The organism is Arthrobacter sp. Z5-13 (genome assembly GCF_056499105.1).
The window spans coordinates 4,250,566-4,277,003 of record NZ_CP096460.1; the positions used below are offsets into that span (position 1 = coordinate 4,250,566).

Consider the following 26,438-nt stretch of genomic DNA (forward strand, 5'->3'; position numbering starts at 1 on the left):
CGTGAACAGCGATTCCAAAGGGACCTTGCACCATATCGAACTGTGGGTACCTGACCTCGGTCGGGCCAACCAGGAATGGGGCTGGGCGTTGGAGGGCTTGGGGTACTCGATCTACCAGAGCTGGGCCACAGGGATCAGCTGGCGGCTCGGTCTGACCTACATCGTTGCTGAGCAATCACCGGCCATGAGCAGCCCGGAACACGAGCGAACACTGCCAGGGCTTAATCACCTTGCGTTCCATGCCGGCAGTAAAGAAGACCTCGATGTCTTTGTCGAGGAGAGCCGCCGGCACGGTTGGGTGCAGTTGTTCCAGGACAAGTACCCGCACGCTGGCTGGTCCGAGCACTACGCTGCATACCTCGTAAATTCTGACGGATTCGAGCTGGAGCTTGTGGCCACCTAGGCGATCGTGGTACCGCGTCCGGTAGAGGTTCCCCAAACGGAAAGGGGAGCTTGCCCTGCGGGTTGAGCGTATGCTCTGGTCAGGCTGAGAGTTCGGGGAAAGGAGCCGCAAATGAGACCTCGGGCGTGCCGTTGGATCGGTATAGTCCTGTTGCCCCTTGCCCTGGCCAGCTGCGGTGGGGCAGCAGACGAAACAAGCATCACCCCAGGAACATCGGACCGGTGGAGTGTCTCGGTGCTCGGACCGAGAGACGGCGCATCGACAGATCACTGCTTTGAGGATCCGCTCATTGAGGAGTCGCTCCAATCGGCAGATTTGCCTTCTACGCACCTGGGTATCAAGCTGCACGAAACAGCGACACAAGAAGACGCTGAACGGATCGCTAACTGCCTTCGAGAACGACTCAGCAGCGGCAAAGTCTCCATCAGAAGCCCAAAAAGGTGATGCAAGACTGGGCCCTTGAATGATGTCCCGCTCAAGGTTGCTTGGGTTCTTGCGGTGATTGCACCACTTAGCGGATGGGTGTTGTCATAACGACGTATTCGATTTAGGTAAGGCCTGATCTTCTGCAGCTGTTTTGGGCTGGGATGCAGGCTGGTGATTTCATCACTGACGCTGTTGTGCCGATCAATTCGAACAGGCGGACCGGGCGCCGGGTCCTGTCCGAGGCGGGGGGGGGTGTCAGGCTGAGCAGATCGCAGGACGACTGCGGGTCGAGTTTCCCGATGAGCCGGAGATGCGGTGTCACCAGAGACCATTTACCAGTCCCTCTACGTTCAGTCCCGCGGAGCCCTGAACCGTGATCTGGCCGCGTGTTTACGCACAGGACGTGCACTCAAGGCAGCCTGCAGGAAGGCCGGCCAGAGGAAGAAACCGGATCCCGGGGATGATCAATGTCTCCGAACGTCCCCCCGAGGTTCAGGACCGTGCGGTGCCGGGCCATTGGGAGGGTGATCTAATCATCGGCAAGGGAAACCAGTCCGCGATCGGGACCCTCGTGGAGAGAACCACCAACTACACGATGCTCGTTCATCTGCCCGATGGTTACAAAGCAGAACAAATGCGAGACGCCCTGGCAGCGAAAATCAAGACACTCCCCGAGGCGCTGAGGCTTTCCCTCACCTGGGACCAGGGCATCGAAATGCAGGCCTGGAAGAGCGTGAAAATGGACACCGGCATCGATATCTACTTCTGTGACCCTCACTCACCCTGGCAGCGCGGCATCAACGAAAACACCAACGGCCTGCTACGCCAGTACTTCCCCAAGGGCACCGACCTGAGCATCCACAGCGCCGAAGACCTCAACTGGGTCGCCCAGGAACTCAACGACCGGCCACGCAAACGACTAGAGTCAAAAAACCGATCGAACTGATCGAAGGACTCCTGTTGCAATGACCGCCTGAATCCGCCGTTGGGCTTACGGGCACCAGGGGCGGCATTTAGCGCCGCAAGAATGCCGCCACTTATAGCTGCGATTCACAACAAATTCGGCCTTGGATTCCCGAGGATCCCAGAACGCGCGCGAAGCGTCTCGCGAACGATCATTTCTGACCGTCCGTAACAGCTTAGTTCCCGTTCGCTCGGTTTGAATCTCGTGTTCCACGCTGCCGAAGTTCATCTCCGCCGGGTCTCTGGTACTGCCGGCAGAAACGCCGCCCAGCCAGAAAATGAACGTTTTCCCTCCGCGGCTCAACGGGTAATTAACGGGCAAAGAAGGCTTGGCCAACAATGTTCGCAAAGCGGATTCCTGGTGATTGGCGGGGGCGACGAGGATGTGGTGGAGTGAAGGCGGATTCCGTCCCTGCGCCTGCCATCAGGCCTTTCCCCGTAAGAGACCATGACTCAACTACTCGCCGAACAGCAGGCAACCCAGGCTGTCCCCGTTTCCGGAAGGCATGCACCCGCACGCCGGAAGCGCTGGTCAGGAAGGGCCCGGCGGGACTTCTTCATTTTCCTCGCCCTGGCCCTCCCAAACCTGTTGCTCATCGCAGTGTTCACCTACCTGCCACTCATCAACAACATCTACTACTCCACGCTGGACTGGACCCTCGGATCGGCTTCGGCCACTGTGGTCGGGCTGGAGAATTACGTCACCTTTTTCACCAGTTCCGACGCCGTGAATGTACTCGGGACCACGGCGGCGTTCACCGCCGTTACCGTAGGTGGTTCCATGGCGTTGGGCCTACTGGTGGCGCTGGTATTGAACTCCAAGGTCCGCGGCACAACCTTCGCCCGATCAGCGGTGTTTGCTCCTTATGTGCTGTCCGGCGTAGGCGTGGGCCTGGTCTGGTTGTTCATTTTCGATCCCGGCTACGGCGTTCTCGCCTGGATTCTGCGTGGCCTTGGCCAGCAGAGCCCACAGTGGATCAATGATCCCCAGCTTTCCCTGGTGATGGTGATTGTTGTGTACGTCTGGAAGAACCTTGGTTACTGCGCCGTGGTTTTCCTTGCCGGTTTGCAGTCCCTCCCCCAGGACGTCATGGAGGCAGCTTCCTTGGACGGAGCCAACAGCTTCCGCCGTTTTGTCAGCATGGCCATGCCGCTCCTCTCCCCCACCACCTTTTTCCTGCTTATCACCACCATGCTCAGCTCGCTGCAGGCCTTTGACCTCATCAGGATCATGACACCCCTCGGCAACGGCACCAGCACACTGATTTACGAGGCCTACCTGCAGGCGTTTGGCGCCTATAACCGCGCCGGATACTCCGCAGCTATCTCGGTGGTGCTCTTCACCATCCTGCTGATCATCACCGTGGTGCAGTTGCGATTCGTCGAGAGGAAGGTCCACTACTCGTGAGCACAATCGTCCCTTTGGACCTGCCGCCGGAAGTTTCAACGTCCGACGCCGTCCCTCCCCGTGAGCGGGCTTTCTCCCTTTCGAATCTGGTCCGGACGGTGGTGGCTGGCTACATTCCGCTGATAATTGCAGTCCTTGTTGTGTTCCTGCCGTTGCTGTGGATGGTGCTTAGTTCCTTCAAGCAACCCGGCGAAATCGTCACACTGGATTTGAGGATCCTTCCGGCCGGCCTGTACCCGGAAAACTACCAGACGGCAATGACCACAGTGCCGTTCGGGCAGTTTTTCCTCAACAGCACAATCGTGACCATCGTGGGATCAGCCATCAAGGTGATCCTGGCGATCCTCACAGCCTATGCCTTGGTTTTTGTGCGCTTTCCCTTCAAAAACGTGATCTTCGTGCTGATCCTCGTGGCCCTTATGGTTCCGGCGCAGGTGTCCATCCTTCCCAATTACATCCTGATCGCCGGGATGGGAGGAAAGAACACCCTGTGGGGCATCATCCTGCCGGGTCTGGGGACCGCCTTCGGCACGTTCCTGCTGCGGCAGCATTTCCTCACATTGCCGGGCTCCATCCTGGAATCCGCAGAGATCGATGGTGCGGGCCACTGGCGCAGAATCTGGCAGATAGTGGTGCCCGTTTCCGTTCCCTCAATCGCGACGGTCGCCCTGGTAACCGTGGTGAGCGAATGGAACGACTACATCTGGCCGCTCATCATCACAGACAAACCGGACAGCATGACACTTCCGGTTGGACTGACCCTCCTGCAGAACTCCGAGGGGAACGGAGCCGGCTGGGGAATCATGATGGCCGGCGCCGTCCTGGTGATCATTCCCATACTTGTCATCTTTGCCATGCTCCAGCGCTACATCGTTGCTGGCCTGACTCAAGGCAGCGTCACCGGTTAGCGCGTCCAGGAGCACCGGCGTCGAACGTCCACCATCCACAAAGCAACCAGCCCGACCCAGGCACCAACCGAAAGGCACCACCATGACCTTGACACTTGACCGGCGGCTCTTCCTCACTCTTGCCAGTGCCGGGGCCGGCGCCGTTGCCCTGGCAGCTTGCGGCGGGCCGACAACCACAGGATCCGTGGCCACAGCAGCCGCTGCCATCGACTTCAGTGGTGTCAAGCCTGCAGCCTCCATCGACTTCTGGTCCAACCACCCTGGGAAGTCCCAGGATGTCGAAAAAAGCATCATCGACAAGTTCCACGCCAAGTACCCGGACATCAAGGTGAACCTGGTGACGGCCGGCGCCAACTACGAGGAGATCGCACAGAAGTTCCAGACTGCGCAGGCTGCCAAGTCCGGCCTTCCCTCATTGGTGGTCCTCTCGGATGTCTGGTGGTTCCGCTACTACCTGAACGAGAGCATCATTCCGCTCGACTCCCTCGTCGAGCAGCTTAGCGTCAAGCTGGACGACTTCCGCACATCTCTGGTGGACGACTACAAGTACGCAGGCAAGCAGTGGGCCCTCCCGTATGGCCGCTCCACCCCGCTGTTCTACTACAACAGGGACCACTTCGCTGCAGCAGGGCTGCCTGACCGCGCGCCAAAGACGTGGCAGGAATTCGCGGGATGGGCCCCGAAACTCAAAGCGGCCTCCGGCGCCCAGTACGCTTTCATGCACCCCGCCCTGGCCGGTTACGCCGGCTGGACCCTTCAGAACAACCTCTGGGGCGAGGGCGGCGCCTGGTCCAAGGATTGGGAAATCACCTGTGATTCGCCAGAATCGGTGGCAGCGCTCCAGGCCGCACAGGACTCGGTCTACAAGGATGGCTGGGCGGGTGTCTCTTCCAAGGAATCCGCAGACGACTTCGCAGCTGGTCTGGCGTCGGCAACACTGTCCTCCACCGGCTCTCTGATTGGCATCCTCAAGTCCGCCTCGTTCAACGTGGGCGTCGGCTTCCTGCCTGGCGGATCCAAGACGGAGACCGGAGTCTGCCCCACTGGCGGCGCCGGCCTGGGCATTCCCAGCGGTGTAACCAAAGAAGAGCAGCTCGCCGCTGCGATGTTCCTGCAGTTCATGACCGAGCCTGAAAACACGGCGGCCTTCTCGGCTGCCACTGGCTACATGCCTACGCGTTTGTCAGCGGACATGGCTACAGTTCTAGCCACGACGCCGCAGATCAAGACGGCAATGGACCAGCTCACCGTCACCCGCGTCCAGGACAATGCCCGGGTATTCCTGCCCGGCGCTGACCAGGAGATGGCCAAAGCAGCTGCGAAAATCCTCACGCAACACGGCGATGTCAAATCCACAATGACAGAGCTCAAAGCAACGCTCGAACGCATCTACACCAAGGACGTCCAGCCCAGGCTCAAGGCGTAGCTTCCCCAACTGAGTAGCGCCAACTGTCGTTTTGGTTTTCGAAGCGGCAGTTGGCGCTCTTCGTTTCCTGTGCTGCTCGCCCTGCCCGGTGTAACTTTCGACGCGTATGAACATTGTCCATTTGAGTTAGGTAAGCATTACCTTCTAATGTGATGCGGGTGACTGTACAGCCAGAGCTGGCCGGTGTCTCATTTGCGGCTCAGCTGGCCCGCTTCGGGGACAGCACCGCCATCAGGACAAAAAACCAATCAGTGAGCTACCGCGAGCTGGCACGACGCGTCGAGGATATGATCCGCGCGTTCGGACCCGCCCGGCGGCTGATCGCCCTCGAGGCCGAGAACTCCCTGCCCTCTCTGGTGGCCTACCTCGCTGCCCTGTCCTCCGGCAATCCCTTGCTCATTCTGCCGACGGGCGGCGGGATGGCCGCCGAGATGCTCGTCGAGGCCTACGATCCGGATATCGTGGTCCGCGCCTCAGACGGTGAGGCGGTTCTGGACGTAAGACGGGACGAGACCCGCCATGAGCTGCACCCGGATCTCGCGCTCCTGCTGAGCACCTCGGGTTCCACCGGTTCACCAAAACTCGTTCGTCTGTCCGCCGAATCGGTGCAAGCCAATGCCACGGCGATAGCTGAGTACCTGCACCTGCGTCCCAGCGACACAGCCGCCACCACACTTCCCCTCTCGTACTGCTACGGGATGAGCGTGGTGAACAGCCACCTCCTGGTAGGCGCGTCCCTGGCACTGACTGACCTCTCCGTGGTGGACCCCTGTTTCTGGGAGCTGGTCCGCGCCGATAACGTGACATCCTTTGCAGCAGTTCCCTACACCTTCGACCTGCTGGAGCGAGTCGGTTTTGAGCATATGGACCTGCCCAGCCTGCGCTACATCACGCAGGCGGGAGGGCGGCTCGCTCCAGACCGGGTGCGCTCCTACGCCGAACTGGGCCGGAGGCAGGGCTGGGACCTGTTTGTCATGTACGGCCAGACCGAGGCCACGGCCAGGATGGCGTATCTACCCCCTGATATGGCAGCAGAACATCCGCAGGCCGTTGGAGTGCCGGTGCCCGGCGGGTCTTTCCGGCTGGAGCCTGTACCGGGCCTCGATGCCTCTGAGCTTGTCTACTCGGGACCCAATGTGATGCTGGGGTACGCGGAAAAACCGGAGGACCTTGCCTTGGGACGGGTCATCACAGAGCTTCATACCGGAGACCTGGCTAAGCGCGGTTCGAACGGCCTGTACGAAATCGTTGGCCGTCGCAGCAGGTTCGTCAAGATCGTTGGCCTCCGCGTGGACCTGGGCCAGGTGGAACGCCTGCTGGCCGACCTCGGCCTGACCGCCGCGGCTGCAGGCTCTGACGACGCAGTGGTGGCAGCGGTGGAAGGACTCCACGATCTCGCCCTGATCGCAAAGTCCCTCGCGCAGCACCTGGGCGTACCGCGCGCCGCCATCCAACTCCATTCCGTCCCGGAGATCCCCCGGCTAGCCAACGGTAAACCTGATTACCCAGCAGTCCAGGCCCTGGCATCGCGTCATGAGGACCCCGCCAGCACCTCTGCTCCAGCGGCGGAACAGGGAGAAACCTTGGCAGACATCCGGAGGATTTTCGCCGAGGTCCTGGAACAGGAAAACATCGCCGACACGGATACCTTTGTTTCCCTGGGTGGCGACTCCCTCTCATATGTAGCAGCGTCCCTCCGGTTGGAGCGTGCCCTGGGCTACATCCCGCAGGGCTGGCACCTGATGCCGATTTGTGAGCTTGTTCCCGCCCAGCACCGCGCGGTGAGCCCCGCAGCCGCATCGGCCACCGGCTCGCCTGAATCCCAGCAAGCGGTGAGCGTCGGACGCACTGCCCGTAACATGTACCGGCGGATGTTTGCCCCAATGGAGACCGGGATCGTGCTCCGGGCCATCGCCATCATCTTCATCGTCTCCACACACATCGGGTTCTTCCACTGGGGCGGCACCGCCCACGTACTCATCGCCGTCGCCGGCTATAACTTTGCCCGGTTCCAGCTCAGCGGCACCCGCCGTGCCCGGCTCAAACGGCAACTGCGAAGTATTGCCCGGATCGTCGTGCCCAGCATTGCGTTCATCGGCTTCGCCTTCGCGGTGACAGATACCTATACCTGGATCAACGTTTTTCTGCTGAACCCCCTCCTCGGGCCGGAAGGGTGGGGCGACCATTCAAGGTTCTGGTTTATCGAGATCCTGGTCCACATCCTGCTGGGCCTCGCGGTTCTCCTCGCGATACCGGCCGCCGACAGGGCCCAGCGCAGGTGGCCGTGGGCCTTCGCACTTGCGTTGATAGCTGTGGATATGCCGCTGTTCTTCGGCTTGATTGACTCCCGCTACCCAGGCCAGGGCCCCGTTCTGTGGCTGTTCGGTCTCGGCTTGGCCGCCGCCGCATCGCGAACGCTATGGCAGCGGGCCGCAGTGACGGCGATTGCGCTCCTGACAATCCCTTTATCCTTCAGCGACCAGTACCGCACCACAACAATGCTGGTGGGATTCCTCATCTTGCTCTGGGTCCCAACACTGACGGTACCGCGCGGACTTCACCGTCTTATCGCTCTGTTGGCCAGCGCGTCCCTGTATATCTACGTCACTCATTGGCTGGTGTACCTGCTCGTCGAAGAATCGGGCAAAGGCCTCGCTGTCCTCGCTTCCCTGGCAGCGGGAATCCTCTACTGGGCCGCGGCCACCAGAGCAATGGGGTGGGTGGAACGCCAACTCCGGCGGCGGAGGGCAAGAGCTCATCACGAATTGCCCGCCTCCGCGTCATAAATCCGTGCAGGCCAAGAGATACTTGTCTCTGGTCGTGGGGCCGTTTGGGCCCGATGCAGATTCCTAGGGGGAACAATGATTGAACTACTGATCGGCGGGGGCGTTCTCGTCCTCCTGCTCATTGCGGGCTTTATGTACTACGTCATGAGTATTCGGTTTGCGAAGCCGAACGAGGCCATGCTTATCACAGGTAAGAGCGACCCGAATCCTACCGAAGACATGTCCGAGGACCAGTCCCGCGTCGTGATCAACAACCGGGCCTTCGTCAATCCGATCACGGAGCGCGTCAGCCACATTTCGCTGTCCTCCCGTCAGGTCGAAGTGACCATTGAAGCAATCTCAAATAACGGCATCCAGCTCAAGCTGGCAGGTGTTGCCCAGGTTAAGGTCGGAGGCGACAAGGCCTCGGTCCGCAAGGCAGCCCAGCGCTTCCTTGACCAGCAGGACGCCATTGATCACTACACGCAGGAAACCCTCTCCGGTTCGCTGCGTTCCATCGTGGGTACGCTCAGCGTTGACGCGATCATCAAGGACCGCGCGCAGTTTGCTGCTTCCGTCAAGGAAGAGGCCGAGCACTCCATGACCAATCAGGGTCTGGTCATCGATACGTTCCAGATCAAGTCGGTTGAGGACTCCAGCGGCTACCTGAAGAACCTTGGCCGTCCTGAGGCTGCTCTGGTGGCGCGCAACGCCAGCATTGCTGAAGCCAATTCCCAGCGTGAAGCTGCGGAGGCAAAGGCACTCGCGGACCAGAAGACCGCCGAGGCTGAGCAGAAGCTGGCGCTCCGCCGGGCTGAGCTCAAGCAGGAAACGGATGCCCGTCAAGCAGAAGCTGATGCGGCAGGCCCTCTGGCCCAGGCCGAACAGCAGCAGGCAATCATCCTCAAGAACCAGCAGGTGGTTGCACGTCAGGCCGAGCTCCGTGAAAAGGAACTGGACATTGAGGTCCGTAAGCCTGCAGACGCTGCCAAGTACAAAGTTGAAACGGAAGCGGCGGCTGATCTTTCACGCCGCACACGCATCTCCGAAGCCACCAAGGTGGAAGCGGCTGCCGAACTCGAGACGCGCAGGCTGAAAGCAACCGGTAACGAGGTCGAAGCGCTGGCTCTGGCTGCTGCAAACACCGCCAAGGGTAATGCCGAGACCGAGATCAACAAGATCCGCGGCCTGGCTGAGGCAGAGGTCATCAAGTCCAAGGGTGTTGCCGAAGCCGATGTCATTGGTCTTCGCGGTAAGGCCGAAGCAGGAGCCATCGAGGCCCAGGCCAAGGCGTACAGCGAGTTCAATGAGGCTGCCATCCTGAACAAGGTCCTGGAGGTGTTGCCGGGCATCGCCAAGGAGATCGCCGCACCGATGGGGGCCATCAGCAACATGACGGTCATCTCCAACGACGGCGCAAGCCAGTTGAGCAAAAATGTTTCCTCGGGCGTGCAGGAGACTGCGCAGATGCTCAAGGACACCACCGGCTTTGACGTTATCGAGATGCTCTCCGGCTTCGGCAAATCACGTCCGGCACCGAAAACCAACGGTGCGGTAGACCAACCGGCGCGGACCGCCGTCGTGAGTGACACGCTGAAGGACAACTAGTCCCAAGAAAACAGGAGCACGACGCCGGGTGGGCTAGCTTAGCTGCCCGGCGTCGTCGTTGGATCCCGCAGCGTCCTGTTCAGAGACGACAGTGGCAGCCAACTGTTCCAGGGAGCGGAGCACGGTGCCTGTCCGCCGCATTGCCAGGATCGGATCCACCGGTTTCAACGTCTGGGTTGCTTCGAGATAGGCGGACCAGGCTTCCGTGAGATTCTCGAATTCCCTACGTCCGACGGAGACAGTGAGCCGCCCCCCTGGCTCTCCCCGCATGTCCCACTCCTCAATGATTCGATCAGTGCATTGGCCACAGTACTAGGACGCTGCTGAATAAGCCATACGACCGGTATGCTTTTGCCACCAGCTCGCTACGGAAGGGGAACCATGCGCGTTGACGGCGGGAGGCCCGACGGCGGTCTGCAGCTTTTCCTTGAGCGTTCGGTATCGTTCAGCAGCACCGTGCAACGGGAGTTGGTGCACCGCTGGGGACTTTCCGAGGTCTTTATGACTGACATCCGCAGAGCGGGCGAGGGCCGCTACATCGCCGGGGCCCAATGGCCACGGCTGCACACCTTTTACCATCCGTTTCCCGGGGTGTACGACTCGGCATTGGTTGTGGAAACGCTGCGGCAGGCGACCATCCTCACAGCCCATTCGATGGAGGGCGTGCCTCTCGGTGAGGTCTTCCTCTTACCTGAAATGGCCATTCATGCCCTGGACGGGCACTTACGGGATCCCGGAATTCCGACAAACGTTCATATCAGCCTTGAGGTCGACGTCCTGCAACGGACTCCCCGCGGGCCTGCCAAGCTGCACGTCAACGCACGGTTTTATGTGAACGGCAGCTGTATCGCGACAGGGACAGCGGGAGCTCGGATGGTAAACCCCTCTACCTATGCCCGGATGCGGCTTCGATCCGACACCGGAGGCCCGTCCAGGTCTCCTGTCACTTTACGGCCGGAGCAGGTAGGTCACCGGCATTCCGGTCACGTAGTTATCGGCGAAGCCACAGGGGACGGTACGTGGCCGCTGCATGTGGATGAGGCAAATCCCATCATGTTTGACCATCCGCTGGACCACGTCCCGGGAGTACTTCTGGTGGAAGGGGTCCGCCAGGCACTCAGGGCGGAAACGAGGATGCCTGACCTGGATTTTGCGAGCTTCGACGCCTCATTCCTGAAGATCGTGGAACTCAGCGACAACCCGGAGGTTTCAATCCGCCGCGGCAAAAGCCAATTTGGCCGCACCCAAGCCACGGCCGAAATCAGGGTCGACGGCGAAGTTTGCGTGGTGGTGAGGTGTGAGTTTGAGTCTAGGGCTGAGAGTTCAGATCGGACTCTGGATCCTGGACACTTACCCGGACCAGCTTCAGGAACTCATCCCGTCTCGACTCTGGCACCAGTACGGGCAGCAGGATCGACCACATGTCCTCAATCCGCTCGAGCACATCCGCGCGTTCCGTGAGAATCGTGGACAGCATCTGCACTCCGGTAAAGGACGCCACAAGGTACCGGGCGAAGGCAGCCGCGTCCACTAGTTCTTTGATCTCGCCTTTTGCCTGGCCCTGCTGGGTTAAGCTCTCCATAGTGCGGATCCAGTCGTGGTAGGGCTCGGTGACCTGGTGTCCGAAGGCGGAGGCTTCAAGAGTCAATCGCACGCCGGCACGCACTACGGGTTCCCTGACCAGCTGCCTGCCGAAACTTCCACAGATCATGACCATGATGGACAAGGCATCGTTTCCACTCAACGCCGCTCGCCGGGCGTCTTCGGTCACCAAAGCATGCTGGGCCTGAATGACGGCAAGGGCAAGGTCTTCTTTAGAACAGAAGTGAAAGTACAGAGCCCCCTTTGTCACGCCTGCCCGCTCGGCGACAGCGCTCAGACTCGCACTGCCGTAGCCTACTTCTTCGAAGACAGCGGCCGCCCCGGCCACTATGGAGCCCTTCGTGACCCTGGCACGTTCCTGCACAGTCATATATACGATCCCTCGTTGATTGGATGTGCCACCAGACTCCGGCCGTCCTATACAAGACCAAGAACCGTCCCTGCCGGGCCGAGCCCATCGTGAGACAAGGTTCGCGGAAACCTACAGTTCTACTCACCGGCGCATCCGGATTCATCGGCCGCAACATCGTTGAAGCCGTCACCGCCCGCGGCGAAGCCGACCTTCGGATCCTGGTACGTCCGACGACTCTCCTCCCGGAGAGCAGCAGAGCCAGCATATACGTCGGCGACACCACAGACGGCGACAGCCTCAACGCAGCGGCGGCTGGAGCCGACATAATTGTTAACGCTGCCAGCTACACCGGCACGGACGCCTTGACGGCCGCTCGAGTCAACGTTGACGGCACCCGCAATCTTCTCGAGGCAGCTGCGCGAAATGGTGTCTCGCGGTTCGTACAGATCAGTACCACTGCCGTTTATGGAACAGGCCCGCACCGAGGACCGGGCACTTCCCTCCCCTACGCACCCGCATCCATGGCAAGCCGCTCCCGGGCGTCCGCTGAACGACTGGTCCTGGAGGCCGCAGGCAGCGTCATTCGAACCGGACTGGTCTACGGCCCGGGAGACAAATGGTTTATCCCCGGCTTGATCCGCATGGCCACACTCCTGGGTGGACCTGTTGGTGACGGCACCTCAAAACTCTCAGTGATCGACGTCGGGCAGCTTGGCAGGCTGATCGCCGCGCTGGTAGGGCCGCGCTTTGCCACCGAGGTCACTGGGCCATTTCACGCCGCCGAGCCGGAACCCGTGAGCGTGGCTCAGCTGCTGCTCCACATCCAAAACAAAATTGCCGGGCCGCGGTGGTCAACCTCAACGGACTTTGAAAAGTCCCTCACCATCCTTCTCCAAGGTGGATTCACCAGTCATCAGGCCGCCCTGCTCTCGCAGGACCACTGGTATGAGTCGGACCGCCTATGGGCCCTCACCGGCCTGAATCCGGCGCCCTTCACCATTTCGCCGGAAGCGGCCTTCTGGTACCGCCGCTTCGCCGCGCCCTGGCTGCGGGAGCAACCGGAATAAACCGCTGGCCCTTTTTTGGCCTGAAGGCGTCCCGCGTCACGATTGCCCGTGCCGACGGTCATTACAGGTGTCCGGGCACCGGTTTTTGACCGTCTCCCGCATGCATGAATCCGCCGAGGATCTCGTAGTACGCCGGCGGATGGGGATTCTGGCGGTGCAAGCACTGCTGGATTCCGGCGGCCGGTTGTGAAGCAGTCCGCAACCGGCCGCACCCAGCCAGCACAGACTCTGAATGAAGGATAGTTTCATGGCGACAAAGATAGTGACGGAATTTATCGATGATCTGGATGGCACCACGGCAGACAGGACCGTGTCCTTCAGGATCGATGGGACTGAATACGATATCGACCTGTCGGCCGCGAATGCCGCTGCATTCCGGGAACTACTTGCGCCCTACATGAGCGCCGGCCGAAAAGTTACGGGCAGAGTCCAGCGGACAGTTGGCCCCGCCCGCCAAACCGGAGAAGCATTGTCCAACCCGTCCAGCATCCGTGAATGGGCCGAACGGAATGGTTATTCAACCAGCAGCCGGGGAAGGCTTCCCGCCGAGATCCTGGAAGCCCACGAGCTGGCCACAGCCTAGGCGCGTTCATCCTTTCCCTGACAGCTGCTACTCCAGCTGCGGCGGACTAACTGCTTTTTGGCTTTCTTCGAACAGTACATTCGCATAGGCTTCCCGGAGTCCGGCCCGGGCCCGTCTGACCAAGGCGGACACCGCGTTGGGTTTGATGCCGAGAACAGGCCCGATCTTCCGTGGTGGCTCCTGCAGTACGTCGGCATACCAGAGTGCTGTCTGCCACCGGGCAGGCAAGGACTGCAAAGCAGTCAGGACCTGTTCGTTGCCGTCCCGTTCGAGAACCCGGTGTAGCCGGTTGTCTTCGGTTGGGCCCTGCCCTGCATCCAGGACGCCCGTTTCCACCGGCATTTCCCGGGAATTCTTGTTCCACCATTCAGCGGCACAGCTCTTGATCGCGGTGAACAGGTAGCCCAGAAAATTCTCATGCGGACCGTTTCCGTTGGCCACCGCGCTGATGGTCTTGGCGAAGGCCTCCCGCACGAGGTCCTTTGCGTCATGGTCCGACCGCACCAGTCCCCGGGCAAAAGCCAATGCGTCAGCAGCGTGCCGCCGATACAAGACGTCTACCGCATCCTTGTTCCCGGCCCTCAGCCCCGTTAGCAGCGCAGGATCCCCCATTCCAGCTGCGGGAAGCCGTGGTTCGCCTGAAGTCCCCTCTAAAGCCAAGCTGGTTCGTTCCGTTCGTTGATCGGTGCAGGCCGGACGCCAACTACCCACGTAATTCGATCCAACGAATAGTCATTCGTGACGGAGCATGTTTAACTGTCCGCATGCTGGGCAGCTCCCTCCGCATAGTGGTCATTTCCGCCTGTCCAAAAGCGTCGGAGCGTGGATTCGCAATCAATCCCACATTTCCGGTTCGTCACGATTCGCTTCTAACGGGGTCAATCAGGGCATGAGTGAAGAACACCTCCAGCTATTGAACGTCCACGATGCAACCGCGGTGACAGCCACAGTGGGAGCCCGACAATTCGGACAGCTGAAGCACGAATGGTCAGAATACTGCTCCGTTACAGACCCACGGAACGGGCCGATTGATCCCGTGGCGGCCCTTCACCGCACAGGATCTCTCCTCCATGCTGTTGGTGATGTCATTGTTTCCGCTAGCTCCGCCAATCAGGATCCCTCATAAACATCAGGCCGTCATGAAATGCCGGTTTCGCAGTTAGATAGTTGTGCAGGATGTGGGGTACGCAGCCCTCGTCCGGCGGTAAGTCCCCCTTATCGCCGTATTGCACTGCACTGACGTGGAGCAGCCCAGTTTGCTCCACAGGGGTGGGTGGTATCCGCATACCTTGAGACGTGATCGGATACCGCCTGCCCCAACTTAAGCGCTCGCCTCGCGAGCACTGCCCGCAAGGGGTCTCCGTGGAAGGGTTGCAGCGAAGGCCACGCGAAGGGCTGTCCGTGCCTCGTGAAGGACGGTGGAAAACAGCTCGGGACCCATTTGCAGAAGTTGTCCGGCGTCGTTCGGAGTCAAGCCCTGCAGGTCGGAATACCAGAGGGCACGCCGCCAGTTCTCAGGAAGTGTGGCGAATGCCCCCATCAGGCACGTACCCGCTGGCTCGGTTCGGCAAACCCCGGCAGCCTCTTTCAGGCGGAGCGCTGGCGGGAAAGGGTCGACTCTTGACATTCGGGCTCCGCAGGATTGGGGTCCCGAGCAACTCGGAACAAGGGATGCCCTAACGGAACCACCCGGAAGCCAATCAAGAGGCTTTTGGTCATAAAGAACGTAAGAAAGTCACCGGATTACGTGCGGCGGCAGATTTAGGCGCTCTGCTGGGCATCCTCAGCCAGCGGTTCCAGCCAGCTTGGTTCCTGGCTCCATTGTGTTCATCAACTGCTCCAGGGTGCGGAGAACAACACCCGTCCGTTGCATTGCCAGGATCGGGTCGACTGCTTCGAGGCTCTTGGTTGCCTGGAGATAAGACGCCCAAGCACCCGCGAGTTCTTCGAACTCCCGGCGGCCCACAGACAAGGTGAGCCGCTCTCCTGATTCGCCAGGCATGCCTATTCCCCTCAATTGATACGTATGCTTATTAATCCCCAATACTACGGGTTTGAAGCGCCGGCCCTTCTCTGGAAGGCCTGGGCATCCCTACGACCTTCAGAACCATTTACTGGTCACCTTATAACTCGAGCTGCGCGGGCTTCCACGGTGGCTGTTCCTAGATGGTGAAACACAAATTGAAAATGCTGACGCACTTTGGCTCCAGTGGAGCCCCAGTAGGCGTAACGGTCGGGGTTTGAGTTGGTGTCGGGGATGATGTCGCTGTTGGGGTCGGCTTTGCTGTCAGGGTCGGTGTAGGAGTCAAAGTCGGCGTTGGTGTAGGGCTTGGAGTCGGTGTGGCCCGTGGGGAAGCGTTATCGGTAGTCACCGGAGCCGGAGTCGAGGTGGGAGAAGCCGTCGGCCTGGCAGGAACAGTTCCTGCAGCAGCGCGCGGACTGGTGGCACGTACTGACGGCCAGGGGTCAAAGCGCGCCGTACCGGGGAAGACATCCGTGTCAGGTTCTGCGAACAGGTCCTCAGGCGGGTATTGCGGGCCAGGTTGAGCCGGATCCCCCATTGGCATGGATCCAGGGGTTGGGGCAGCTGTGTTGATGCTTGCGGGAGGCAGCGATGGGCTGGCCGGAACTGACCGGTTCAACTCGGTTCCATGCGGGGGCGGGGCAGCGGAGGGTCCGCTGCTGACGAGACCACCCGCTACTGCGACGGCTGCCACGGCTACAGCCGTCAGGGCCGCTACGCCCGCAGCAGCCGTTGTTCCTGTCCAACGAGGAGGAAAATGCTCTTGCAGAGAGAAGCGGGCTCCGCCCAGCACAGGGCCGAGGAGAACAAGAGGTGCAACGATACCCCGCATTGTCGCTCCGACGTCGGTCAGTTGAGCAATGACTTTGGCGCAGTCTTCACAGTCGCGGGCGTGTTCATTCACCTTCCGACGATCACGGGCAGAGCTGGTGCCGAGTACCGTAGCTGCAAGGTAGGGGAAGGTTGGTTCGCAGTCTGACCGCAGAGGTGCTTCGACGTAGGCGCTGAGATAGGCCTCACGGAGACCTTTTCTGGCACGTAAGAGCAGGGCTGAAACGGCCCCTGGTTCCATGCCGAGGATAGGCGCGATTTTGCGCGGCGGCTCCCTTTCCACTTCCGCATGCCAGAGGACGGTCATCCATCTCAACGGGAGTGACTGGAACGCTTTCATTACCAATTCGGGGTTGTCCCGATTGAATAGGGAGGCCAGTGAGGCGTCCTCCACCGGGGTATCACCGGTATTGTCTGTCGGGGTCTCCTTGGCCTGCCCGTCCCAGTGATCAGCGGCTGCCGTGCGCACGGCCCTTAAAAAGTAAGGCCTGAATGCAGTTTCCGGACCGTTGCCGCGCTCCATGGCTGCAACAACCTTGAGGAATGCTTCCTGGGTTACGTCGTCGGCGTCGGCCCTGTTGCCCATGAGCCTCCGCGCGAACTTTAGACCGGCGTCATGATGCCTGTTGTAGAGGACCTCCAAGGCAGTGCGATCGCCGTCGCGGCTGGAACGGATGAGATCCTCGTCGGCAACTTCCGCTATTTCATGCACTGTCCTGGCACCGCCTATTCGCTTCATTCGGCCGTCGGACTGGCGTGAGGTTCCGGCCGCTCCGACATCCGGCTAGTGTTTAACCCCCTCTTTCCGCAATCGTGACGCCGACCCCGGAGACCGGTTCCTACACTGTCTCCCACGGCGCGGCAGCAAAGAATGCCGACATGAACTCGGCCATCTTCAGCGTGATGCCAACAGAGAGCAGTGCATTGGTCCCGGTGGCGATCCAGACGGGCCCGAGCCCCCTGCCTTGGGCTACCTTGTGGACTATCACCGAACGGCCCACTACGTAGATGATCGCGCCGAGGAAGGACCAGGCCCAGTGGAAGGGGCGGACCACACCGCTCCTTCCGAGCCTTTGCCAATCGAGAAAGGCCAAGACGACCGAGCCGGCGGTGACACCCCAGCTAATTAAGCTCATCAGGAAATAACCCGGGGTCATTATCGAGTAGGGATCGGGAACCTTGACGTTTTCTCCGGGCAGGACGCTGTACGTCAGCGTCGGGCTCCACAGCAGCAGCGAGGCGACGGACAGCAGCGGAAGCAGGGCGACGGCCCAGATGAACGGATTCCCGACAGGGACGGTCGGGGGAAGCTCGGGACGCTGTCGCATCATTGCGGGATCGTAGCCCGCTGCCCACGTCCGGCCATCCCACCACCTCAGTCCCGGCGCCCCGGAGGGATCCGGGTACCAGCCGGGAGGAGCCGGGGAGGCATTCGGGGACTGTGTCATTGTGCTCCTTTACGGCAGAAGGCCCGGCGCCTCCCAGCGCCGGGCCTGTCCCGCGTTCGTTATGCTCCGGTCTACCACAAAAGTGTGCCCGGATCAGATCACTGGGGCGTTACATACGCTCCCGAGATACCGCCGTCCACCATGAACGTTGAGGCGGTAATGAACGAAGAGTCATCACTGGCCAGGAAGGCCACCGCGGCAGCAAGCTCTTCCGGTTCGGCGAACCTGCCCAACGGAATATGTACCAGACGCCTGGCCGCCTTTTCCGGGTCCTTGGCAAACAGCTCCTTCAAGAGCGGCGTGTTCGCCGGTCCCGGGCAGAGTGCATTGATCCGGATGCCTTGGCGGGCGAATTCGACGCCAAGTTCCCGGCTCATGGCCAGGACTCCGCCTTTGGAGGCGCTGTAGGAGATCTGCGAAGTTGCCGCCCCCATCACAGCGACGAACGAGGCCGTATTGATGATGGACCCCTTGCCCTGCGCCTGCATGTACGGCAAGGCATATTTGCAGCAATAGAACACTGAGGTGAGGTTGACTTCCTGGACCTTGCGCCAGGCGTCGATGCCGGTGTCCAGGATGGAGGCGTCATCCGGCGGGGAGATGCCAGCGTTGTTGAACGCAATGTCAACGCTGCCGTAGGTCTCGTTGGTGACGGCATAGAGGTTTTTGACGTCCTCTTCGCTGGTGACGTCCACTTTGACGAACAGTCCGCCCACCTCTTCCGCAGCGCGCAAGCCGGCGGTGGGGTCGACGTCGGCGATGACCACCTTGGCCCCTTCGGAAGCGAAACGGCGGGCTGTGGCGAGGCCGATTCCGCTGGCTCCACCCGTGATGACGGCGCTGCGGTCCTTGAGACGGTTTGAGATAACTTCGATCATTGCTGGCATCCTTGCTCTTGCTTGGGCGCTAAGCCCGGCTGGAAATAAAGACGTTTTTGGTTTCGGTGAAGGCATTCAGCGCATCCGGTCCGAGCTCGCGGCCGAGGCCGGACTGTTTGAACCCTCCGAAAGGGGTGGAGTACCTGACCGAAGAGTGCGAGTTCACGGAGAGATTTCCCGATTCCAGGCCACGAGCCATCCGCAACGCGCGTCCGATGTCCCGGGTCCAGATGGAGCCAGAAAGCCCGTAGATCGAGTCGTTCGCCAGACGCAGGGCGTCCGCTTCGTCGTCGAACGGTACGACGGCGACGACGGGGCCGAAGATCTCCTCGTACATAACCCGGTCGCCGGGGGACGGAGTGAGAACTGTGGGAGGAAACCAGAAACCCTTCCCGGTCGGAGCCGAGCCGCGGAACGCGACCGGTGACCCCTCCGGGACATATCCGGAGACGGTCCGGTGCTGGGCCGCCGAAATCAACGGTCCCATGAACGAGGACTCATCCCCCGGATCGCCGACGTTTAACGCCTCAACAATCGGCTGCAGCAATCCGAGGAACCTTTCATACACACTGCGCTGGACCAGGATCCGCGACCGGGCGCAACAGTCCTGGCCGGCGTTGTCGAAGGCCCCGCCCGGTGCAGCAGCAGCTGCTTCTTCCAGATCCGCATCCGCAAAGATGATGTTGGCGCTCTTGCCGCCCAGCTCGAGCGTCACAGGTTTCAGCTGGTCCGCGCAGCCCGCCATGATGCGCTTGCCCACGGCAGTGGATCCCGTGAAGACCACCTTCCGCACCGCCGGGTGGGTGACGAACCGCTCCCCCACCACCGAGCCCTTGCCCGGGATGATGGTCAGCACGCCCTCGGGAATGCCCGCCTCACGGGCAAGCTCGCCGATCCGAACGGCTGTCATCGGTGTCAGCTCGGCCGGTTTCAGGACAACCGTGTTGCCGGCGGCGAGCGCGGGAGCGAAACCCCACGCTGCGATGGGCATGGGAAAGTTCCACGGAACAATGACGCCCACGACCCCGAGGGGTTCGTTGAAGGTCACGTTGATACCCCCGTCCACGGGGATCTGCTGGCCCAGGTGCCTCTCCGGAGCAGCCGAGTAGTAAGACAGAACGTCCCGGACGTTGCCCGCTTCCCAGCGGGCGTTGCCGATGGTGTGGCCGGCGTTGAGCACCTCCAGCTGGGCCAGATTCTCCAGGTCGGAGTCAACGGCAGCGGCAAAACGGCGGAGCAGCAACGCCCTGTCCGCAGGAGCCACCTGCCGCCAGGTTTCAAACGCCTGCGCAGCCTTTTGGATGGCCCTGTCCGTCTCCTCCAGGGTGGCCAGCTCCAGAGTGTGGATGACTTCCTCGGTGGCCGGATTTAGTACCTCATACGTACTGCTGGACATCAGCAGAGCCCTCCATTCGATGTGTTCTGTAACGGCGTGCTTCCTCAATGAACCCGCTGAACAGCCGCAGGTCATTCGGGTTCTGTTCAGGATGGAACTGGACGCCCAGCACCCAGCCGCCCGTTGTTGTTTCGACTGCTTCTACCGTGCCGTCCAAGGCCTCCGCGGTGACGCGAAGACCACGTGCCACCTCATCGATGGCCTGGTGGTGGTAGCAGGGCGCGCTGGCCCGCGGGCCCAGCAGCTGTTCGCTGATGCTGCCGGAGGTTGTGGTGAATTCGACGTTCCCGAAGACGCCGGGAGCAGGCTGGTAGTCTGCCTCGGGATTCACGTCCGGGATGTGCTGGACGAGGGTTCCGCCCAATGCGACGTTGAGGATCTGGGCCCCGCGGCAAATCGCAAAGAGCGGCACCTGGTATTCCAAAGCAGCCCGCGTAAGGGCGATGTCGTGCTCGTCCCTGACTGTCTGGGATCGAGTCAACGGGTGAGGCTGCGCGCCGTAATACTCCGGCCCGACGTCGGATCCTCCCGAGATGATCAGCCCGTCGAGCAACTCAACAATCGAAGGATCTGTTCCAACTGGTGGCAGCAGGACCGGGGTGCCACCGGCCGCCACCACCGCCTGGACATAGGTTCCGGGCAGGATGGCGGCTTCCGAGGTCCAGACACCCCAGGAGGCTTCCTGGTAGTAGGTGGTCAGCCCGATACGCGGACGGTATGACCCAGGATCAGAGCCGCTCAAAGACACGCTTCCGCTCCCAATCCGTCACTGCGCTGTCAAAGGCCTTCAGTTCGACGCCGGCGGCGTGGACGTAGTGGTCCACCACCTCATCCCCGAAGGATTTGCGGGCGATCTCACTTCCGGACAGCAATGCCCGGGAATCGCGGAGGTTGCTGGGGATTCTGGCCGAATCAGAGAGGTAGGCGTTACCGGTCATGATCGGCTCGAGCGGGAGTTCGTTTTCGATCCCATGGATGGCTGCCGCAATCAGTGACGCTGCAGCCAGGTAGGGGTTGACGTCTCCTCCGCCTACGCGGTTTTCCACCCGCATCCCCCGTCCGCGGCCTACCACGCGCAGGGCACAGCTGCGGTTGTCCAGGCCCCACGCAATGGCGGTCGGGGCAAAGCTGCCCTCGACAAAGCGCTTGTAGGAGTTGATGTTAGGCGCCTGGAAGTACGCCAGCTCCTGCAGTGCAGCAAGCTGTCCCGCGATGAAGTGCTCCATCAGGGGGCTGAAACCGTGCTCGCCATCCCCGGGCAGCACGGGGTTTCCGTCCAGGTCCGTGAGGCTGAAATGGATGTGGCAGGAGCTGCCTTCGCGTTCGTTGTACTTCGCCATGAACGTGATGCTCTTGCCGTGCTGATCGGCGATTTCTTTGGCGCCGTTCTTGTAAAAGGCGTGGTTGTCGCACGCTGTCAGCGCCTCGGCGTAGCGGAAGGTGATTTCCTGCTGGCCGTAGTTGCACTCCCCTTTGGAAGATTCGACGACGAGTCCCGCCCTCTCCATGTTCGTCCGGATGCTGCGGATCACCGGTTCCAGCCGCGCGGTGGCAAGCAGGGAGTAATCCACGTTGTAGCTCGTGGACGGGGTCAGGGCCTCGTACTTCTTGTCCCACGCTTCGGCATAGCTGTCATCGAACATGATGAACTCAAGTTCCGTGCCGATGTGCGCGCGGTAACCCAGGTTCTCCAGCCGTTCGATCTGTCCCCGCAGGATCTGCCGCGGCGACTGCGCTACGGGCCTTCCGTCCAGCCACAGGATGTCGCACTGGATCATGGCAGTGCCTTCGAGCCATGGCACTAGGCGCAGCGTGGAGATATCCGGACTCATCACCATGTCCCCGTAACCGTTCTCCCAGGAAGACATCGTGTAGCCGTCGATGGTATTCATCTCCACGTCCACGGACAGGAGGTAGTTGCAGCCTTCCGCCCCGTGACCCAGGACGTCTTCGAGGAAGGACCTGGCGCCGCACCGCTTGCCCTGCAGCCGTCCCAGGGAGTCAGTAATGGCAACTACCACCGTGTCGATCGTTCCGGCAGCCACCATCTCCCTTAGTTCGTCGACGCTCAACGGGGCTTTTGATGCGGATCCAACTGATTTTTCTGAACCATCTGTTCCATTTGATTGCTGTGTCATTTTCTTCCGTAACCTTGTCTTCATCAGGGATCAGGAGCCTTGGCTCACCGTCCCGCCGGAGCTGTCAGTGCTGAAGTTCGGCCTCGGCCGCTGCCAGGTGTGCAAACTCTTCCTCGGGGGCACCCGCCACAATGTGGTGCCTGCTGTAGAACCAGTAGTAGAGCAGCGCGGCCCCGAAAATAGCCGCGGTAATGGTTGCGGCAAAGACGTCGACGACGAACGTTGCCACGACTGCCACAAGCGCAAGTACCAACGCCACCGAGGTTGTCCAGATGCCGCCTGGAGTGCGGTAGCCGCGCGGCAGGTTGGGCTCCTTTATGCGGAGCACAATATGGGACAGGTTCAGCAGCACGTAGGACACGGTGGCGCCGAAGACCGCAATGTTGATCAGCAGGGCGCCGTTGCCGGTGGCTGCAGCCAGAATGAATCCGATGGTGCCCGGCACAATGAGCGCCAGGTAGGGCGTGTGCCTCTTGCCCGTCAGGGAGAGCCATTTCGGCAAGTAGCCGGCCCTTGAAAGTGCAAACATTTGCCGCGAATAGGCGTAGATGATGGAGAAGAAGCTGGCCACCAACCCTGCGAGGCCTGCGTAGTTCACGAAGTCGGCCAGGAACGTGTTTCCGCCGTAGGCCAGGCGAAGGGCCTCCGGCAGCGGGTTGTTGGACGTGCTCATGGCTGTGGAACCGGCGGCGCCTGGGACAAGCACCAGCATCAGGGCGCCAAAGACAACGAGGATGGCCATCGCTGCGATGATTCCGCGGGGCATGTCCTTCTTGGGATCCGCGGTTTCCTCCGCTGCCAGCGGGACTCCCTCTACAGCAAGGAAGAACCAGATGCCGTAAACCAGTGCACCAACAATTCCGCTGATGCCCATCGGCAGGAAGGCGCTGGATGCGGGCGAGCCGTTGGGAACAATGTCGAACAGCTTGGCTGCGTCGAAATGCGGGATCAGGCCAATCACGACGGCGAAGAGGGCTATCACTGCCACTGCGGTGATGCCGAAGATCAGCTTCAGGGCCTCGCCAACACCCCGAAGGTGGATGCCGATGAAGATTGCATATGTCACCAGATACACCGGCCAGGAGTTGGTCAGGCCGAAGAGCCCCAGCGCCTCGACATACCCGCCGATGAAGATCGCGATTGCTGCAGGAGCCACGGCGTACTCAATCAGCACCGCCATTCCGGTGGCGAAGCCTCCCAGCGGGCCCAGCGCCCTACGGGCGAAGCCATAGCCGGCACCGGCGGTGGGCAGGGTGGAGGAGAGTTCCGCCAACCCGAACACCATGCACGCATACATGATCCCCATCAGCACGAAGGCGATGAGGAGGCTGCCCCACCCACCCTGCGCCAACCCAAGGTTCCAACCGGCGAAGTCCCCCGAAATTACGTAGGCGACGCCGAGTCCGGCCAAGAGAATCCAGCCGGCTGCACCCCGTTTCAGCTGCCGGTGTTTCAGGTACCCGTCATCGTCCTTGATTGAATCAGCGCTGGGGGTTGACATCCTGTTTCCTTCTTTCGAGGGACCATGGCTTCAATGGACTATTTTTAGTCCACTGGCTCCTGCCCAAGTGTGGTAGAGCTCACCGCGAGAGTCAAGCTTTTTCTTTTGTTGCCAATGTGACAGGCGGCGGCGCTGTGGCTTATTGGTACTTTTCCAGTCGGTTTAGGATGGGGGAATGGATCAGGTGCCGTTCGAAACCCCAGCGTCACTGCTTCGGCCTGTCAGGCATGGAAACGCCTTCGAAGAAACAATTGAACGTCTCCTCCAGACCATCAAGCTGGGCCTCTTTGCCGCCGGCGACAAATTGCCTCCCGAGCGGGAGCTTTCCGAGCAGCTCGGAGTTTCCCGGGCAACCCTGCGCGAGGCACTGGCTGAACTCCAAAAGGCCGGGTACGTCGAGGTTCAGCGTGGCCGATACGGCGGAACTTATGTCTCGCTGAAACTGCCGGCAGGAAGGGGCAAGGACACCGCCCTGGACCCGGCAGAAGTGGACGATGCCCTGGCATTCAGGAGCGTGCTGGAACCTGCCGCGGCCTCACTCGCGGCAAGGGCCAAACTCTCGGCACGGGAACGCCGGCATCTGCTCGACACCCTGGCGGACGTAGCCAACGCCCCGGCTGAGCTTTACCGGCCCAAGGATGCGCGCTTCCACGTTGCTGTAGCCGAACTCGCGGGTTCGCCCAGCCTGGCCGCTGCTGTGGCTGATGTGCGGGCCCGGATCAATGACCTGCTGGACCGCATTCCGTTTCTGGAGCCAAACCTGGAACACTCCAACCGCCAACACCAGCGCATTGTGGACGCCATCCTTCGCGGTGATGATGAGGAAGCACGGCAGGCAATGGAAGACCACCTTCTTGGCACGGCTTCCCTGCTGCACGGATTCCTTGGTCCAGGGGAAGAATAACGCCGGCAGTTACTTCGCCGGGTTATGCGTTCCGATGGGCACCAGGGTCAGCTCGGGCAGGTTCTTCTCGATCCGCCGGAGCGCCCAGACGTCGTTGAACAGGGCGAGGTATTCGCCGTCGGAACGCAGCAGCACCTCAGCGCCGGGAACGTTTGCCAGCGCAGGCATGGCATCCGCCGTCGAGATCCTGGCGATTGAATACGGGAGGCGCTCCAGCCGCATGGGGGCGCTGAAGTCGTGGGCCATGCGGTCCTCCACAACCTCGAACTGCATGGGGCCGACGGCGGCCAGCACTGGCGCCTGATCCCCGCGAATGTCGCTGCGCAGGACCTGGATGACGCCCTCGTGTTCGAGCTGCTCGATGCCCCGCCGGAACTGCTTGAAGCGGCTCGGATCCTTGGACCGCGCTACCTGGAAGTGCTCGGGCGCGAACAGCGGGATGGCCGGGAATTCGACCGGCTGCTCAAGGAACAGGCTGTCTCCCACCCGCAGTGATGACGCGTTCACCAGGCCCACAACGTCGCCCGGATAGGCCTCGTCAATCACTTCCCGTTCCCGTCCGAACACCTGCTGGGCATACTTGGTGGCGAAGGATTTTCCGGTACGCGTCTGTGTGACAACCATCCCGCGCTCAAACACCCCTGAACACACCCGGATAAAGGCCACGTGATCACGGTGGGCCTTGTTCATACCGGCCTGGACCTTGAAGACGAAGCCTGCGAACGGAGCATCAACGGGGCGGGGTGAACCATCCACGTCGGGACGCGGCGCTGCCGGAGGAGCAAAGTCCACCAGGGCGTCGAGGATTTCCTTCACGCCGAAGTTCAGGGCTGCGGAACTGAAGAGAATGGGGGTTGCCTTGCCGGCGTGGAAGCTGTCGACGTCGAACTCGAGGTTCGATTCGATCACCAGCCCGGCCTCGTCCACGGCGTTGTCCCAATCGTCACCCTGGCTGGCCGCGGCCTCATCCGGCGTGAAGTACTCGGTGAGGGCGATGTTGGCGCCGGCGTTGTTGCGCTTGAACTGGGCGAAGCGGTCGTTACGGAGATCCCACACACCACGGAAGTCGCCGGAGATTCCGACGGCCCACGTCAGCGGCATGGGAAGCAGTCCGGTACGTTCGGTGATTTCGTCCATGAGGGCCAAGGCGTCCAAGCCCGGACGGTCCCATTTGTTGATAACGGTGATGATGGGCAGGTTGCGCTGTTTGCAGACCTCAAAGAGTTTCATGGTCTGCGTTTCCAGGCCCTTCGCCGCGTCCACAAGCATCACTGCACAGTCGACGGCGGCCAGCACCCGGTAAGTGTCCTCAGAGAAGTCGGCGTGGCCCGGGGTGTCCAGGAGATTGATGACCGTGTCCCGGTAGGAGAACTGGAGGGCTGCGGAGCTGATGGAAATACCGCGGTCCTTCTCCATCTGCATCCAATCCGAGACCGTTTCCTTGCGGTTGGCCTTGCCACTGGAGGCTCCGGCGGTGCCGATCACTTTGGCATGCAGCGCCAGCGCCTCAGTGAGCGTGGACTTGCCGGCGTCGGGGTGGGAGATAACAGCGAACGTCCGACGCCGCGCCGCCTGTTTGTGAATCTCTTGGACTCTGGCGGGGCTAAGGACTTCTTGGGACACGGTGCTACTTTCGCTGCAGTCAAAGGGAACGCGGAGGGGATCTGGGAGCCGGGTGCATGCTGCACGCGGTGGTGCAGTCCGGCTCCCAAGTTTATCGCAGCCCACCCGGGGACGATGATGGGGGATGAAAACGGCCTATCTCCGGGCCGCATGGAAGGCACCTGCCGTGCCTATTGCGGGGACGT

General features: G+C 61.2%; 22 protein-coding genes and 2 pseudogenes. 12 read left to right on the forward strand and 12 right to left on the reverse strand.

Features of this window, described 5'->3' with window-relative positions:
• Window position 1: 1 nt before the first annotated feature.
• The 7 genes and pseudogenes from M1E02_RS19785 to M1E02_RS19815 all read left to right on the forward strand — a co-directional run bounded on the left by M1E02_RS19785 (window position 2) and on the right by M1E02_RS19815 (window position 9,907).
• On the forward strand, window positions 2-403 hold the full coding sequence (locus tag M1E02_RS19785; RefSeq protein WP_479375880.1) for a VOC family protein: 402 nt from the start codon (window positions 2-4) through the stop codon (window positions 401-403).
• 688 nt (window positions 404-1,091) lie between these two features.
• Window positions 1,092-1,775, forward strand: a pseudogene (locus M1E02_RS19790) (IS30 family transposase); the annotation flags it as partial.
• A 465-nt stretch (window positions 1,776-2,240) separates the two neighbouring features.
• The gene (locus M1E02_RS19795) at window positions 2,241-3,200 is read left to right on the forward strand and encodes a carbohydrate ABC transporter permease (protein WP_479375881.1); all 960 of its coding nucleotides are present in this window, start codon (window positions 2,241-2,243) and stop codon (window positions 3,198-3,200) included.
• Window positions 3,201-3,205: 5 nt separating this feature from the next.
• Entirely contained in the window at window positions 3,206-4,108 is a 903-nt protein-coding gene (locus M1E02_RS19800; RefSeq protein ID WP_479378228.1) for a carbohydrate ABC transporter permease, read from the forward strand.
• An 82-nt stretch (window positions 4,109-4,190) separates the two neighbouring features.
• Window positions 4,191-5,534 carry an ABC transporter substrate-binding protein gene (locus tag M1E02_RS19805; protein WP_479375882.1) on the forward strand — a complete coding sequence of 448 codons (1,344 nt, stop codon included), beginning with the start codon at window positions 4,191-4,193 and terminating at the stop codon, window positions 5,532-5,534.
• Between the two features lie 152 nt (window positions 5,535-5,686).
• The gene (locus M1E02_RS19810) at window positions 5,687-8,320 is read left to right on the forward strand and encodes an AMP-binding protein (RefSeq protein WP_479375883.1); all 2,634 of its coding nucleotides are present in this window, start codon (window positions 5,687-5,689) and stop codon (window positions 8,318-8,320) included.
• Between the two features lie 75 nt (window positions 8,321-8,395).
• A complete protein-coding gene (locus M1E02_RS19815; protein ID WP_479375884.1) occupies window positions 8,396-9,907 on the forward strand; it encodes a flotillin family protein in 1,512 nt (503 codons plus the stop codon).
• Between the two features lie 33 nt (window positions 9,908-9,940).
• Here the strand turns inward: M1E02_RS19815 and M1E02_RS19820 are convergent, their stop codons facing one another.
• Window positions 9,941-10,177 (reverse strand): hypothetical protein, encoded by a 237-nt coding sequence (locus M1E02_RS19820; protein WP_479375885.1) that lies wholly within the window; start codon window positions 10,175-10,177, stop codon window positions 9,941-9,943.
• A gap of 231 nt (window positions 10,178-10,408) precedes the next feature.
• Between M1E02_RS19820 and M1E02_RS19825 the strand changes: the two are divergent.
• Window positions 10,409-11,134 (forward strand): annotated as a pseudogene (locus M1E02_RS19825) (ScbA/BarX family gamma-butyrolactone biosynthesis protein); the annotation flags it as partial.
• An 82-nt stretch (window positions 11,135-11,216) separates the two neighbouring features.
• Here M1E02_RS19825 and M1E02_RS19830 read toward each other — a convergent pair.
• Complete coding sequence (locus M1E02_RS19830; RefSeq protein ID WP_479375886.1) at window positions 11,217-11,879, reverse strand: ScbR family autoregulator-binding transcription factor; 663 nt, start codon at window positions 11,877-11,879, stop codon at window positions 11,217-11,219.
• A 23-nt stretch (window positions 11,880-11,902) separates the two neighbouring features.
• Between M1E02_RS19830 and M1E02_RS19835 the strand changes: the two genes are divergently transcribed.
• A complete protein-coding gene (locus M1E02_RS19835; RefSeq protein ID WP_479375887.1) occupies window positions 11,903-12,928 on the forward strand; it encodes an NAD-dependent epimerase/dehydratase family protein in 1,026 nt (341 codons plus the stop codon).
• 247 nt (window positions 12,929-13,175) lie between these two features.
• Window positions 13,176-13,511, forward strand: coding sequence for a histone-like nucleoid-structuring protein Lsr2 (locus M1E02_RS19840; RefSeq protein WP_479375888.1), 336 nt, complete (start codon window positions 13,176-13,178; stop codon window positions 13,509-13,511).
• Window positions 13,512-13,538: 27 nt separating this feature from the next.
• Here the strand turns inward: M1E02_RS19840 and M1E02_RS19845 are convergent, their stop codons facing one another.
• Window positions 13,539-14,123, reverse strand: a complete 585-nt coding sequence (locus M1E02_RS19845; protein WP_479375889.1) for an RNA polymerase sigma factor — start codon at window positions 14,121-14,123, stop codon at window positions 13,539-13,541.
• 277 nt (window positions 14,124-14,400) lie between these two features.
• On the opposite strand from M1E02_RS19845, the gene M1E02_RS19850 reads away from it, so the two are divergent.
• Window positions 14,401-14,637 (forward strand): hypothetical protein, encoded by a 237-nt coding sequence (locus M1E02_RS19850; protein WP_479375890.1) that lies wholly within the window; start codon window positions 14,401-14,403, stop codon window positions 14,635-14,637.
• A 657-nt stretch (window positions 14,638-15,294) separates the two neighbouring features.
• On the opposite strand, the gene M1E02_RS19855 is transcribed toward M1E02_RS19850, so the two are convergent.
• From M1E02_RS19855 to eat, 8 genes are all read right to left on the reverse strand, one after another.
• The gene (locus M1E02_RS19855; RefSeq protein ID WP_479375891.1) at window positions 15,295-15,513 is read right to left on the reverse strand and encodes a hypothetical protein; all 219 of its coding nucleotides are present in this window, start codon (window positions 15,511-15,513) and stop codon (window positions 15,295-15,297) included.
• A gap of 160 nt (window positions 15,514-15,673) precedes the next feature.
• A complete protein-coding gene (locus M1E02_RS19860; protein ID WP_479375892.1) occupies window positions 15,674-17,104 on the reverse strand; it encodes an RNA polymerase sigma factor in 1,431 nt (476 codons plus the stop codon).
• 100 nt (window positions 17,105-17,204) lie between these two features.
• Window positions 17,205-17,813 carry a DUF2510 domain-containing protein gene (locus tag M1E02_RS19865; RefSeq protein ID WP_479375893.1) on the reverse strand — a complete coding sequence of 203 codons (609 nt, stop codon included), beginning with the start codon at window positions 17,811-17,813 and terminating at the stop codon, window positions 17,205-17,207.
• Window positions 17,814-17,911: 98 nt separating this feature from the next.
• A complete protein-coding gene (locus M1E02_RS19870; protein ID WP_479375894.1) occupies window positions 17,912-18,691 on the reverse strand; it encodes a 3-oxoacyl-ACP reductase in 780 nt (259 codons plus the stop codon).
• 28 nt (window positions 18,692-18,719) lie between these two features.
• A complete protein-coding gene (locus M1E02_RS19875) occupies window positions 18,720-20,087 on the reverse strand; it encodes an aldehyde dehydrogenase family protein (protein ID WP_479375895.1) in 1,368 nt (455 codons plus the stop codon).
• Window positions 20,068-20,835, reverse strand: coding sequence for a gamma-glutamyl-gamma-aminobutyrate hydrolase family protein (locus tag M1E02_RS19880; protein ID WP_479375896.1), 768 nt, complete (start codon window positions 20,833-20,835; stop codon window positions 20,068-20,070). The genes M1E02_RS19875 and M1E02_RS19880 overlap by 20 nt, the downstream gene beginning before the upstream one ends.
• A complete protein-coding gene (locus tag M1E02_RS19885) occupies window positions 20,816-22,225 on the reverse strand; it encodes a glutamine synthetase family protein (protein WP_479375897.1) in 1,410 nt (469 codons plus the stop codon). The genes M1E02_RS19880 and M1E02_RS19885 overlap by 20 nt, the downstream gene beginning before the upstream one ends.
• Window positions 22,226-22,289: 64 nt before the next feature.
• Complete coding sequence (eat, locus tag M1E02_RS19890; protein ID WP_479375898.1) at window positions 22,290-23,726, reverse strand: ethanolamine permease; 1,437 nt, start codon at window positions 23,724-23,726, stop codon at window positions 22,290-22,292.
• Window positions 23,727-23,901: 175 nt separating this feature from the next.
• Here eat and M1E02_RS19895 point away from each other — a divergent pair, with 175 nt between their 5' ends.
• Window positions 23,902-24,630 (forward strand): FadR/GntR family transcriptional regulator, encoded by a 729-nt coding sequence (locus M1E02_RS19895; RefSeq protein ID WP_479375899.1) that lies wholly within the window; start codon window positions 23,902-23,904, stop codon window positions 24,628-24,630.
• A 9-nt stretch (window positions 24,631-24,639) separates the two neighbouring features.
• On the opposite strand, the gene M1E02_RS19900 is transcribed toward M1E02_RS19895, so the two are convergent.
• Entirely contained in the window at window positions 24,640-26,253 is a 1,614-nt protein-coding gene (locus M1E02_RS19900) for a peptide chain release factor 3 (RefSeq protein ID WP_479375900.1), read from the reverse strand.
• Window positions 26,254-26,438: the final 185 nt, after the last annotated feature.

Excerpts from the sequence above, each read along its gene's own strand:
- M1E02_RS19795 (WP_479375881.1), top strand. The coding sequence starts at position 2,241 with ATGACTCAACTACTCGCCGAACAGCAGGCAACCCAGGCTGTCCCCGTT.
- M1E02_RS19805 (WP_479375882.1), top strand. The coding sequence starts at position 4,191 with ATGACCTTGACACTTGACCGGCGGCTCTTCCTCACTCTTGCCAGTGCC.
- M1E02_RS19810 (WP_479375883.1), top strand. The coding sequence starts at position 5,687 with ATGCGGGTGACTGTACAGCCAGAGCTGGCCGGTGTCTCATTTGCGGCT.
- M1E02_RS19815 (WP_479375884.1), top strand. The coding sequence starts at position 8,396 with ATGATTGAACTACTGATCGGCGGGGGCGTTCTCGTCCTCCTGCTCATT.
- M1E02_RS19820 (WP_479375885.1), bottom strand. The coding sequence starts at position 10,177 with ATGCGGGGAGAGCCAGGGGGGCGGCTCACTGTCTCCGTCGGACGTAGG.
- M1E02_RS19830 (WP_479375886.1), bottom strand. The coding sequence starts at position 11,879 with ATGACTGTGCAGGAACGTGCCAGGGTCACGAAGGGCTCCATAGTGGCC.
- M1E02_RS19835 (WP_479375887.1), top strand. The coding sequence starts at position 11,903 with ATGTGCCACCAGACTCCGGCCGTCCTATACAAGACCAAGAACCGTCCC.
- M1E02_RS19840 (WP_479375888.1), top strand. The coding sequence starts at position 13,176 with ATGGCGACAAAGATAGTGACGGAATTTATCGATGATCTGGATGGCACC.
- M1E02_RS19845 (WP_479375889.1), bottom strand. The coding sequence starts at position 14,123 with ATGGGGGATCCTGCGCTGCTAACGGGGCTGAGGGCCGGGAACAAGGAT.
- M1E02_RS19850 (WP_479375890.1), top strand. The coding sequence starts at position 14,401 with ATGAGTGAAGAACACCTCCAGCTATTGAACGTCCACGATGCAACCGCG.
- M1E02_RS19855 (WP_479375891.1), bottom strand. The coding sequence starts at position 15,513 with ATGCCTGGCGAATCAGGAGAGCGGCTCACCTTGTCTGTGGGCCGCCGG.
- M1E02_RS19860 (WP_479375892.1), bottom strand. The coding sequence starts at position 17,104 with ATGAAGCGAATAGGCGGTGCCAGGACAGTGCATGAAATAGCGGAAGTT.
- M1E02_RS19865 (WP_479375893.1), bottom strand. The coding sequence starts at position 17,813 with ATGACACAGTCCCCGAATGCCTCCCCGGCTCCTCCCGGCTGGTACCCG.
- M1E02_RS19870 (WP_479375894.1), bottom strand. The coding sequence starts at position 18,691 with ATGATCGAAGTTATCTCAAACCGTCTCAAGGACCGCAGCGCCGTCATC.
- M1E02_RS19875 (WP_479375895.1), bottom strand. The coding sequence starts at position 20,087 with ATGTCCAGCAGTACGTATGAGGTACTAAATCCGGCCACCGAGGAAGTC.
- M1E02_RS19885 (WP_479375897.1), bottom strand. The coding sequence starts at position 22,225 with ATGACACAGCAATCAAATGGAACAGATGGTTCAGAAAAATCAGTTGGA.
- eat (WP_479375898.1), bottom strand. The coding sequence starts at position 23,726 with ATGTCAACCCCCAGCGCTGATTCAATCAAGGACGATGACGGGTACCTG.
- M1E02_RS19895 (WP_479375899.1), top strand. The coding sequence starts at position 23,902 with ATGGATCAGGTGCCGTTCGAAACCCCAGCGTCACTGCTTCGGCCTGTC.